Origin of the sequence: Acidaminobacter sp. JC074 (genome assembly GCF_022496765.1) — a bacterium.
In the GTDB taxonomy this organism is placed as follows: Bacteria; Bacillota; Clostridia; order Peptostreptococcales; family Acidaminobacteraceae; genus JABXKX01.
The window spans coordinates 69855-81471 of record NZ_VANV01000006.1; the positions used below are offsets into that span (position 1 = coordinate 69855).

The following is an 11617-nucleotide window of genomic DNA, read 5'->3' on the forward strand; positions in this document are numbered from 1 at the left end:
GCATAGATGTATATCAGTGGCGGTTCAAGCGGGAATTATATAACAGGCATGGCATCCGGGATGGATGTGGATACAATGGTCAAAGAACTCATGGATGCAGAGAGAATCCCATACGACAACTATGAGATTGAAAAGCAGTATTATGAATGGCAACTAGAAGCTTATCAGGAATCTGCTGGCACAATTTCGGATTTTCAGACGACCTACTTTGATTTTTTAAATCCGAGTACCAACATGTTAAGCTCTAGTACATATGAGTCTTATAATTATGTCTATTCATCAGATGGTGTAAGTGCTGTCGTCACTAATTCGAATATTTCTAATAGTCATTACAGTCTTGAGGTTGACCAGCTTGCGACATCTGCGGTTGCATCAAGTGATCAAAGTGTTTCAGCCAGCATAAATGCTGCAAATACAGTGGATTACGGTGGCCTTGACAATCAAATGATAACGGTGACATTGGATGGCTATGAAAAAGAGGTGACCATCATGGACATGGACGGTTCAACTGATATAAGCCTTAATGATATTCAATTGGTAATGGATGAGGCGTTTGGTAGTGGAAAAATATTAGTGGAAGAAAATGGTGGAAAGCTTGGATTTGATACTGCAACGGACAGCGGATGTCATGAACTCATTTTAGAGGGGGATTTGACCGCCTTGGGTTTTGTGACAGACAAGGTGTCCAACCGATTGGATGTTACAGATAGTCTGAAGGATTTGAACCTTAAAACACCAATGACTTTTGATGAGGATGGTATGGTCAATATGAAGATCAACGGTGTGGACTTAGAGTTTTCAGAAGACGCTTCATTGGACTATGTCATGAAAACCATTTCGGAAAAAGCGGATGTAAAAATGACTTACAATGCACTCAGTGATGAAATTATGATAGAAACAAACCAGACGGGTTCTGGTAAGACGCTGAGTTTTTCTGAAACAGGCAGCAACCTGTTGGATGCATTTTCAATGACAACAGTTCAAGCTGGGCAGGACCTTACTTGTTATGTAGATGGCGAAAAACTTGTAAGGAGTGAAAATACTTTTGAAACGGATGGCGTTGTTTTTTCTGTGACTGAAGTTGGTTCTGTGGATGTGGACATTTCCTTTGATTCAGATCAACTCTTTGATACAATTGTTAAGTTTGTAGATGACTACAATACCATGGTCACGGATTTTCAGGATACACTCAAAGAGGAAAGGGACTATGATTACAAACCCTTGACTTATGCTCAAAAGGAATCTATGTCGGATGAAGAAATCGAATTATGGGAATCGCAGGCAAAAGTTGGACTATTAGATAGCGATGACCTGTTAGAGGATATGCTGGAAGAGATGAGGCGAGCATTATATATGCCTGTGGAAGGCTGTTCTTTGACCCTTGCCGAAATTGGTATTACAACAGATGGATATGAAAGTGGCAGCAAACTTGTAATTGATGAAGACAAGTTAAAATCAGCCATCGAAACCTCTTCAGATGAAATTGTAGAACTTTTTACAAAACCTTCTGAATCTTACCCTGGAACAACATCTGCCAGGAGTCTGACGAGTGATGAAAAAGCAGTAAGACAAAGTGAAGAAGGCCTGATGTATAGGCTTTATGATGTGACTGAAAAATATATTTCTTCCACATCTGATTCAATGGGTAATAAGGGTATACTTATAGAAAAGTGCGGCTATAAAGATGATTACTCCGAACTAAACAGTACCATGTATCAGCAACTTCAGGGTATGGAAGACAATCTACTTCGGATGGAAGAAGACCTAGAAGAAAAGGAAACCAACTATTATATGGAGTTCTCTGCCATGGAAACTTATATATCGAGTATGAACAGTCAACTTCAGATGATACAGTCTTGGTTTGTGTAGGTGGTGTAATGAACGAAAAGGAAAGATTAATCAGACTTTTAGAACTGATAGACCAATTGGATGAAGTCGTTAATTTAAAAGATTATGATAAGATGGAAAACATCATCAGCAGGATAGAACACCATTTAAAGGGTGTAAGTTTATCTGATGAAGAGATGGATTTAAAGAAGGATTTCCACATTAAATATAAAAAGATTCTAGAGCGTTTGATTCTTACAAAGAACCAAATGAAGCTAGATCAAAATAAGTTAAAGAAACAAATGCATCAAGTAATGACAGGTTATTTTTCAAAGAATGCCATAAGAAAAAGTCATTACAATCATTTGGGATAAATACTATCAATGCTGTTGGTAGTATTTTTTTTATAGATGACGAGCAATTTGTTGAAGCTGAGTTGCATATTTCACATTGTCCCACAATTCACATATTTTCATAGAGTTTTTCATAATCTAACTTGAAAATACAGAAGTTTTTACTTTTTTCAGGACTAATCTTAAGTTAGTAGAAGTTTCAAAAGCTTTATCCATGGAAATGAAACTTATTCAAAAGGATTTGATCGACTATTCAAGGAGGAATTATGAGAATCAATAACAATTTAATGGCGTTAAACACCTATAACCAGATGACAACCAATAATGCCAATGCTTCAAAATCAATTGAAAAACTATCTAGTGGTTTAAGAATTAACTCAGCTGCAGATGATGCTGCAGGTCTTGCGATTTCAGAGAAAATGAGATCTCAGATCAGAGGTCTTGATCAAGCGTCAAGGAATGCTCAGGACGGTATTTCAATGATTCAAACAGCAGAAGGTGCATTAGATGAAACAGAAGCCATTCTACAAAGAATGCGTGAGTTATCTGTACAATCTTCGAACGATACTTATACAGATGAAGATAGAACTGCCATTCAAGACGAAATCAACCAGTTAACAAGTGAAATTGATAGAATTTCAAATGATACTGAGTTTAATAACAAGACCCTTTTAAATGGTAACCTTGAGAACAATGCTCAAGTAACAAATAACAATACCAATGTCTCTAATGTAGAAGTTGAAGACGATTCGATGGCTGAAGGAGACTATGTTTTAACAGTATCAAGTTCTTCAATGGCCTATGATGGGACAAGTGGTGTAAATGAAACCAATGTAGACAGTGTTTCTAATGCTGGTACAGGAGCAACTGAACCGGGTGAATATACATTAGAACTTGTTGAAACTGAAACAGCTAATGAGTTTGATGTATATCTAAAGGATTCAGAAGGTAATGTTGTTGCTGAGTTAAAATCAGAAGAAATCGATAATGGTGGACAAAATGATACCATTGATATCGGAGGCCTTCAAATTCAGTTTGATGATACAACAGGTGCTAGTGATGTTGCTGAAGGAAAAACAGAGATCACTGTTAAAGCTACCGCGACATATGAGTTGACTAAAGATGGTAAAACAGTAGATTCTACAACCATTACAGGCTCAATTTCTAATGAAGTTGAGTTGGGTGGTTTATCGTTTGAAATCGATGATACACTTGCTGATAATACAACCAACATAGCAGTGGATAACAATGCTGTAACTTTCCAAATTGGTGCGAATGCAGGCCAAACTACTGACATGACTGTATCAGAAATGTCATCTTCAGCACTTGGTATCGACGAGTTGGATCTAACAACTTCTGAAGGTGCGACATCTGCAATTGATTCATTAGATGATGCTATTAACTCAGTATCGTCAGAAAGATCTAAACTGGGTGCTATGCAAAATCGTTTGGAACATACCATCAACAATCTAAACACATCGTCTGAGAATCTGACTGCCGCAGAATCTAGAATTAGAGATGTTGATATGGCAAAGGAAATGATGGAGATGACAAAGTGGACAACACTTCAGCAATCAGCAAATGCTATGCTTGCTCAAGCAAACCAACAGCCGTCTCAAGTACTTTCTTTACTAAGATAACCATTAAGTTAATTTTTATAATATTTCTTCGGGATAGTTTATCTATCCCACTTTTTTTATTAAAAAAGAAGTTCTGAATGAACTTCCCTTTACCCTGACTCAAATTTATAACCCTTACCCCATACAGTTTTGATCAATTGTGATGATGGATCAATTTTGTCTCTTATTTTTTTAATATGGGAATCAACCGTCCTGGTTTCACCTTCATAATCATAACCCCAAACTGTATCTAAAAGAGATTCTCTAGTAAACACAATGTTTTGGTTGAGCATGAGGTGTTCTAATAAATCGTATTCACGCCTTGAAAACATCAATCTTTCCTTGCCAATATAGACTTCTCTGGAATTCTTGTTTAGAGATAAATGTCCAACTCTGATTAAGGAGTTAACTTTGGGTCTATGTCTTCTTAAGGCAACACGAATTCTTGCAGACAATTCTAGTTCATCTGCAGGTTTTAAAATATAGTCATCTACACCAAACCAAAAACACTGAAGCTTATGATTGTTGCATGTATTCGCCGTGTGTATCAGTACTGGAATAGAATATGTAAGGATACTTTTTAATAAGCGCCAATCATCACCTTGTAGCTTGGTATCCATCAGTACCAAATCGATCTTATGATCATCTAGTACCTTTAGTGCATCCTTGCAATTATTGGTCTCATAAATAAGGAATCCGTCCCTTATTAAACTTTCAGACATTGACGTATCAATATCTAGAATGAGAATGGATTTTTTCATAATTTCACTCCTTATAATTGCACGTAAGAATTATCGTCACCTTAGATGTGTTACTTTACAAGATGTCTTTTTCTTAATAAAAAGTTTAATAAATAGTAAATTTTTGGTATAGTTTTGTATGGGAGGTAACATGAATAAATTAATAGGTCGATTATTTTTAGAGTTTCAACTTGAACAACTCTTCTTTTTAGGTGTCGGTTTCCTTTGTATGATGGCAAGTATATTGGACTGGGACTGGTGGTTTGAAAATAGAAAAATAGGCTATTTAGTAAAAGCCATTGGTCGTAGAGGGGCAGGAATTTTTTATTTTCTTCTTGGACTAGGCTTTGCTGGTTATGGAGTATATAGTATTTACTTTCTTTAAGACAGTCTTTGACTGTCTTTTCGCTTTATGTGAAGAATGCGGTTATAGTCTCTTAAAAGAGGTATAATATAAGCATAAGGAGAAGCCTGTGAAATTAAATAATAAATTAAGGATTATGGTCCTATCTTTTATCATCCTATCACTGGTGATAATTGGTGGCTATGTACGATGGGTAACGAAAGACAACTATATGAGAGTGGAAACAGCTTTGTTTGAAGATGAGATAGAGCTTATTAAGCGAGGGTTGATGTCGGAAATACAGAATTTTCGTACCATTTTAATAGACTGGGCTGAATGGGATCAGACTTATAATTATGTAGAATCAAGAGATGAAACTTTTATAGAAGAAAACTTTGTTGCAGATTCTTATAATCTATTAAACTTTGATTATGCTATGATTTTGGATGAGAATTTAGATATAGCATATGATGGATACTATGATGGAAAGAACTTGATATCTATAGATCAGACTTTGATAGGTGTCCTTAAAGGCTATCAGGGAAACTCTGGTTTAATCAGATTAGGTGATGACACGGTCTTATATGTTTCTACACCGATAAAGACTAGTGATGGCATGTCTGAAGACAAGGGTGTCTTAATTTTTGCTAGGATAATGGATGAAGAACAGTTAGAGAAGTTGAGATATCATTTAAATCATGATTTTACCATTCAAGCAGACATTATAGAAAAGCCACTTGAATCAGACAATCCATATGGTATCATGAGCGAATTAAAACATTTTGAAGGTGATTATAGTGAAGCCATTCTGTGGTTACCCCTTTTAGATGGTAAGACTTATTATTCAATGACCTTTAAACTTAAAAATCGTGTTCAGATACTTGGCAACGAAAACATAAGAAGAAATATCATCAGTCTAGTGATGGTTATGGTGATCTTTGGGGTGCTTTTGGATTTAGCTCTTAAACATTTGGTGATCAATAGGGTAATTCGTTTAAATGATCAAATCAATGAAATAGAATCTTTAGATAAACTAGATAGTCGTGTTTCTGTAAATGGTGGAGATGAAATTGCAGAGCTTGCCTACAGTATAAATGAAATGTTAGATGAAATTGATGATATGCACAGACAAGTTGTCAAGTATGCAGATTATGATTCAATGACTGGCGCTTTAAGTCGTAAGAAAGGATTTGACTTACTTGAAAGAGACTTTGAAGATGCTAAGTCTGATAAACTTGATTTAACGGTTGTCTACTTTGACGTGGATGGTTTAAAGAGAATTAATGATAGCTTCGGTCATTCAATGGGTGATAAACTGATTACCGATGCTGTTCATTTGATAAGAAATATGACAGATGAAAATTCCTATATTATTAGGTTGGGTGGCGATGAATTTCTATTGGTTCTTAGAAACTCAGATGAAGAAAGCGCAAAAGACTTGATAGATGAGTTGTTTGGAAACATAAATATGTTTAACAAGACAATTTCAAGACCGTATATAATCAGTTTGAGTTATGGTGTTTCTGAATACAAGGAGCATAAACATCTAGATGATTTGGTAGAAGCAGCAGACAATTCCATGTATACTTTTAAAAGATATAGAAAGCAAACAAGAGATTATGAACTCTTAGATAAAGAGAATTCTTAGTATTATTAATAGAATAGGAGTCATGCATGACACAAGTACAATTTCACAAAAATAGTAAGCATATCTCTAGGTATCCTGATATTATCCCTAATATAACTAAACTTAGTCATTCAAGTAAGCTTCAAATGCATCAAATTGAGCTTACAAAAGGGAATTTCCTTTTTATTCATCCCGTAAAGGACCCAGAATTCTATGAATTTCTTTATATCGTAGAAGGAAAGTTAGGTGTTGGTGATCAGATTTATGATAAGTACGATTATTATATAGTCGATAAGTCGCAAGAAGAAGTTATTATCGATATACTAGAAGACACGATTCTTCTTAGCTCTATACCAAGTGGTAAAAAAGCTTATGACACCAATCGCTTTAAAGAGCTTGCTGAGATTATGGAAGCCATACAAGAAAAAGACCATTATACTCTAAATCACTGCAAAAGAGTTAAAAGTATCTCCAAGTTAATTGCTGATGAGTTGAAGCTTCATCCTAAAGATAAAATGAACTTATTAAAGGCAGCCTTTTTTCATGATGTAGGAAAGATCATGGTAGAGGACCAAATTCTAAATAAGGTAGGAAAATACACGCCTGATGAATATTTGTTGATGAAAAAACATGTCACTTTTTCTAGTGAAATATTAGGAAGTAAGTATCCAGGTCTTGTTCATGAAATCGTGCTTGAACATCATGAAAGATTAGATGGCAGTGGTTATCCAAATGGCATAAAAGACATATCATTGTTAGGAAGAATTCTAGCAATAGCTGATACCTTTGATGCCATGACCACTGATAGAGTCTATAAAAAAGGCAAAACATTTTCTGTGGCAATAGAAGAGTTAAAAAGTCTGTCTGACCAATATGACCTAGATATAATCATGCTATTGGAAAAGATTATTCAAGAAAAGTCAGAGTTACTTATGAAATAATAAACCGTGTTTTTACACGGTTTATTTAATGGAAAGATTATTTGATTAGCTCGTTTTCAGTATGAATGACTTGATTGTTTTTAATATATACACGTGGGACGCGTGATGTAAAACGTGATACGATTTCGTTCTTGTTTGTACCTGCTAAAGAAGCTAAATCTGCAACGCTTATTTTTTGATTGATAATATGAACCTCATCTTCTAAAGTAACACTTTCATCAACATGAACCATACATTGGTCCATGCAGATGACACCGATGATAGGATAGGATTTTCCTTTGATTTCAACTTGTCCTTTGCCGTACATGTTTCTTGGATAACCATCTGAATATCCAAAAGGTAAGGTTGCAATAAAACTGTCGTCTCCCGCAACCCACCTGTTACCATATGAAACGGTTTCCCCTTTTTTTATGGTTTTTATATGAGAGGGCTTGGTATGAAAACTCAAAATAGGTTTGATATCTAAAACCCCTTTTTCTTCTGATTCAAGACCATAAAGTAAGGCACCAACTCTGACCATATCTAGATGAAAATCAGGGTATAGAACCATACCGATGCTGTCGCAGACATGTTTGACGGGTATTTGAATGCCTACAGTTTCTAGCTGATTCATAAGTTCCATAAACTTGTTAAACTGTCTTAAGTCGCTGTCTTTACTTTCAAGCGATAGATGGGTAAAGGCGCCTTCTATCATGATATTTTCTAAGTTTGATATCTGCTTGATCTCTTTTACAGTATCTTCGTTAATCTGCATGCCAAGCCTGTTAAAGCCTGTCTCAATTTTTATATGAACCTTCACAGGTTCATAAGCTAGATCATTTAATAGTTTTGCCTGGTCATAGGTAAAGATGGTTTGAGTGATATTTTTATCAATGACTTCTTTTAAATACTTATCTGGTGTATGGCCCATGATGATCACATGGTAGTTATCATTTTCATTCTTTAATTCAAGGGCTTCTAATAAGGTTGCAACTAAAAAAGTGTTTATCCCAATATTATAGAGTGACTTAGCCATGTACTTAGCGCCATGGCCATAAGCATTTGATTTTAGTACCGCACCTACTTTTGTATCTTTACAGTGGTTTTGTATGGATTTGATGTTGTCTTCCAAATAACCAATGTTAATTTTTAAATGTGTATCTCTTAACATGTATTATCCCTCATAAGATTAAATATTTCGCAACCGATATCTCTAAAATTTTGTTTGGTTATTTCGTTATCTTCTTGTTTGTAAGTAAACATAGTAAAATATACAGTTTTTCCACTGTATTTAAATATTGCAGCATCATGTACATGACCATTGATTTCACCCGATTTAGAGAAAATTTCAACTTCATCTACTTGAGCACCTGGATGGTCCATACACATATTTTCTTTGAAGACTCTACCACAAGTTTTGCATACGTTTAGGCCCATAGCAAAGTTTTTAAACTGTTGGCGCTTTAAGATATCCATAGCAAGTATCTGTGAATCTTGTGTAAGGCCAATACCTAAATCGAATGCTTTTAGGAGCAAGTTGGTATCTTTGGTTGTCGCTTCATTAAAAACACCTGGTATCATATGATAAAGTTTCCTTCTTGGATAGGTTCCTCTGGTCCCTAAATGTTCTATGATACGCTGAATATCCTCTAGTCCAATGTAATCCATCAGAATATTGGTAGCTGAGTTGTCACTTAATGTGATCATAAGCATCAAAAGATCTTTTAAAGACATCAGTCTATAGCTTAAATCTTTTAGGCTACCTGCTCCCATGACTAAGTCACCATCTGAGTACGGAATCATATCATCTAAAGAGATTAAACCTTTATCTATTTTTATAAGTCCAGCATATAGAACCGATAGTTTTATAACGCTTGCAGGGTTTATACCAATGTTTTCTTGATGATGACAATTAATGAAGCCATCGACAGAAAAAGAGACATGTTTTCCCATAATTTCTAATATGGTTTCTTTATTCACTTTACACCTTCTTCCAGTATAATCAGTTGATCTTCATCTATTTCTACATGAAGTCCAAAAGGTAGGGTCACTTGTGGATAGTTATGACCTGCTCTGACATTCATAATGGTTGCCTTGTTAAAAGGTCCTATGATTTCTTGGAATATCGTTATCAAGTCAAGATCGGTTTTCTTACCTATAACAACTTCTGGCTCACATTGACTGAAGGTACCTAGGACAATACCGTTTGCATCATCAAATTTTCCAGCAAGCATAAGGCTTGTTAACATTCTGTCGACTCTGTAGCTGGCTTCACCAACTTCTTCAATAAAGAGAATTTTACCTTTTGTGTCTATTTCGTAGGGCGAACCAAGGGTGCTGACAAGGAGACTGAGATTGCCACCTACTAGAATACCTTGTGCTCGGCCTTTAACAAAAGATTCAATGCTTTCTTTTGGGGGATTTTCAATAGGACCTAACATACCATCAAAAATTTGATTCTTGAGACTTAATAGAGAAAAATCGTCCATATTACTTATAGCCATAGGACCATGGAAGGTTACCAGTCCAGTCATTTTTTGAATGGCAGTATGTAGGCCTGTGATATCCGAAAATCCCACAAAAACTTTTGGATTATTTTTTATAAGGTCATAATCAATGTTTTTTAGCAGTCGAGGTGTGCCGTAGCCACCCTTTAAACAGATAATCCCCTTGTAAGAATCGTTTTTAAATGCCTCATGAAGATCATTCAGCCTTATATCGTCACGGCCAGCAAAATGTCCGTGGCTTTTAAAGCAGCTTGGTAACATGTCATATTCTAAATTCAATTTTTCCATGTAGGCTTTTACATTATCTAATTGTGACTGGCTTGCAGGAGAAGAAGGCGCAATAACTGCAACTTTATCTCCTTGCTTGAGTTTTCTTGCTTTAATCATTATACCTCCAGATATTTTGGAATTAGATTGTTTATAATCAGATCATCGTAAGTTTGTCCCTTAACAATAAGGTGGTCTTGTCCCTTATTTACTAGAACAACAGGTGGAATGGGTTGCCCATTGTAATTGCTGGCCATCGAATAAGTATAAGCGCCTGTTGCATAAACTGCTAAGAGGTCACCTGTAGCTATTTTAGGTAACTTGATATCTTTTATAAGAATATCTGAAGACTCACAAAACTTGCCAGACAGGGTGATGATTTCATCTGGGCTTTGGTCTATTTTATTGGCAAGACATGCTGCATATTTCGCTTGGTAAAGAGAAGGTCTGATATTGTCTGTCATACCCCCGTCAATGGCTGCGTATTTAGTCTGTCCATTTTCTTTAATGGAACCTATGGTATAGAGGGTCATACCAGCTTCGCCAATAATCCACCTGCCAGGCTCTGTGATAATCATAGGTCTTTCTAGCCTATGATCAAGACAAAAGCTGTCTATTAAGTTCATAATAGGATCGATAAAATATTCAATAGGCTTAACTGGATCTTCATCGGTATATTTGATTCCAAAGCCGCCACCAATATTGAGTTCTTCAATATCATACCCATATTTCATCTTGATATCCTTGATAAGATGAAGTGTTTTTCTGGTAGCGTTAAGATGACTTTTATTATCGTGTAGTTGAGAACCTATATGAAAGTGGATCCCTTTTATATTTATGTTATTTGATTTCATGACTTGTTCAAATGTGTTAAAGAAAAAGTTGTTTTCAAGAGTAATGCCAAATTTAGATGATTTATGGCCTGTAGATATATAATCATGTGTATCTGTTTCAATGTCAGGTACAATCCTAAATAAAATATAGGTCTTTTTATTGTACTTGTTACTGAGTTCTTCTATCCATTTGATTTCAAGAAGATTATCAACGATGATGCGGCCAACATCATTTTTTATGGCAAGTTCTAACTCCTTATAGTTTTTATTGTTGCCGTTGAATTCTATCATCTTAGGGTCAAAACCTGACTTCAAGGCAATATAAAGCTCGCCTCCAGAAACAACATCTAAACCCAAACCTCCTCTTTGAATGATCTTACACATAGCCATGGGTAAGAAGGCTTTGCTGGCATAAACGGCTTTGGTGTTTGGGTATTTCTTCAGGAAATTTTGTTGAATGCTTTCAATCCTTTCATTGATTGTACTTTGGCTAATAATGTAAAGTGGTGTACCGTATTTTTTTGCTAATAGGGTTGTATCACAACCATCAAATATCATATTCATAATTAATACCTCCATGA

The 11617-nt window shown here is 35.4% G+C and carries 11 protein-coding genes; 6 read left to right on the forward strand and 5 right to left on the reverse strand.

Annotated elements, in window-relative coordinates; genetic code table 11:
• The first annotated feature begins 6 nt into the window (after nt 1-6).
• From fliD to flgL, 3 genes are all read left to right on the forward strand, one after another.
• Entirely contained in the window at nt 7-1869 is a 1863-nt protein-coding gene (fliD, locus tag EZV73_RS07705) for a flagellar filament capping protein FliD (protein ID WP_240839677.1), read from the forward strand.
• Nucleotides 1870-1877: 8 nt separating this feature from the next.
• A complete protein-coding gene (locus EZV73_RS07710) occupies nt 1878-2201 on the forward strand; it encodes a hypothetical protein (protein WP_240839678.1) in 324 nt (107 codons plus the stop codon).
• A gap of 245 nt (nt 2202-2446) precedes the next feature.
• Nucleotides 2447-3820 (forward strand): flagellar hook-associated protein FlgL, encoded by a 1374-nt coding sequence (gene flgL / locus EZV73_RS07715; protein ID WP_240839679.1) that lies wholly within the window; start codon nt 2447-2449, stop codon nt 3818-3820.
• A gap of 89 nt (nt 3821-3909) precedes the next feature.
• Here flgL and EZV73_RS07720 read toward each other — a convergent pair whose 3' ends face one another.
• On the reverse strand, nt 3910-4560 hold the full coding sequence (locus EZV73_RS07720; RefSeq protein ID WP_240839680.1) for a response regulator transcription factor: 651 nt from the start codon (nt 4558-4560) through the stop codon (nt 3910-3912).
• A 130-nt stretch (nt 4561-4690) separates the two neighbouring features.
• Between EZV73_RS07720 and EZV73_RS07725 the strand changes: the two genes are divergently transcribed.
• The 3 genes from EZV73_RS07725 to EZV73_RS07735 all read left to right on the forward strand — a co-directional run bounded on the left by EZV73_RS07725 (nt 4691) and on the right by EZV73_RS07735 (nt 7450).
• The gene (locus tag EZV73_RS07725) at nt 4691-4924 is read left to right on the forward strand and encodes an immunity 17 family protein (RefSeq protein ID WP_240839681.1); all 234 of its coding nucleotides are present in this window, start codon (nt 4691-4693) and stop codon (nt 4922-4924) included.
• A gap of 88 nt (nt 4925-5012) precedes the next feature.
• A complete protein-coding gene (locus tag EZV73_RS07730) occupies nt 5013-6530 on the forward strand; it encodes a diguanylate cyclase (RefSeq protein WP_240839682.1) in 1518 nt (505 codons plus the stop codon).
• Between the two features lie 26 nt (nt 6531-6556).
• Nucleotides 6557-7450: an HD-GYP domain-containing protein gene (locus EZV73_RS07735; protein WP_240839683.1), complete on the forward strand. Its 894-nt coding sequence runs from the start codon at nt 6557-6559 to the stop codon at nt 7448-7450.
• 37 nt (nt 7451-7487) lie between these two features.
• Here the strand turns inward: EZV73_RS07735 and alr are convergent, their stop codons facing one another.
• From alr to lysA, 4 genes are read right to left on the reverse strand one after another with little or no spacing between them, the layout of a single operon-like run.
• Entirely contained in the window at nt 7488-8600 is a 1113-nt protein-coding gene (alr, locus tag EZV73_RS07740) for an alanine racemase (RefSeq protein ID WP_240839684.1), read from the reverse strand.
• The gene (locus EZV73_RS07745; RefSeq protein WP_240839685.1) at nt 8594-9409 is read right to left on the reverse strand and encodes a serine hydrolase; all 816 of its coding nucleotides are present in this window, start codon (nt 9407-9409) and stop codon (nt 8594-8596) included. The genes alr and EZV73_RS07745 overlap by 7 nt, the downstream gene beginning before the upstream one ends.
• Nucleotides 9406-10323 (reverse strand): LD-carboxypeptidase, encoded by a 918-nt coding sequence (locus EZV73_RS07750; RefSeq protein WP_240839686.1) that lies wholly within the window; start codon nt 10321-10323, stop codon nt 9406-9408. Before EZV73_RS07750 ends, EZV73_RS07745 begins: the two co-directional genes overlap by 4 nt.
• Nucleotides 10323-11600: a diaminopimelate decarboxylase gene (gene lysA, locus EZV73_RS07755; RefSeq protein ID WP_240839687.1), complete on the reverse strand. Its 1278-nt coding sequence runs from the start codon at nt 11598-11600 to the stop codon at nt 10323-10325. The genes EZV73_RS07750 and lysA overlap by 1 nt, the downstream gene beginning before the upstream one ends.
• Between the last annotated feature and the right edge of the window lie 17 nt (nt 11601-11617).

Excerpts from the sequence above, each read along its gene's own strand:
- EZV73_RS07720 (WP_240839680.1), bottom strand. The coding sequence starts at position 4,560 with ATGAAAAAATCCATTCTCATTCTAGATATTGATACGTCAATGTCTGAA.
- fliD (WP_240839677.1), top strand. The coding sequence starts at position 7 with ATGTATATCAGTGGCGGTTCAAGCGGGAATTATATAACAGGCATGGCA.
- alr (WP_240839684.1), bottom strand. The coding sequence starts at position 8,600 with ATGTTAAGAGATACACATTTAAAAATTAACATTGGTTATTTGGAAGAC.
- EZV73_RS07750 (WP_240839686.1), bottom strand. The coding sequence starts at position 10,323 with ATGATTAAAGCAAGAAAACTCAAGCAAGGAGATAAAGTTGCAGTTATT.
- flgL (WP_240839679.1), top strand. The coding sequence starts at position 2,447 with ATGAGAATCAATAACAATTTAATGGCGTTAAACACCTATAACCAGATG.
- EZV73_RS07735 (WP_240839683.1), top strand. The coding sequence starts at position 6,557 with ATGACACAAGTACAATTTCACAAAAATAGTAAGCATATCTCTAGGTAT.
- EZV73_RS07710 (WP_240839678.1), top strand. The coding sequence starts at position 1,878 with ATGAACGAAAAGGAAAGATTAATCAGACTTTTAGAACTGATAGACCAA.
- EZV73_RS07725 (WP_240839681.1), top strand. The coding sequence starts at position 4,691 with ATGAATAAATTAATAGGTCGATTATTTTTAGAGTTTCAACTTGAACAA.
- lysA (WP_240839687.1), bottom strand. The coding sequence starts at position 11,600 with ATGAATATGATATTTGATGGTTGTGATACAACCCTATTAGCAAAAAAA.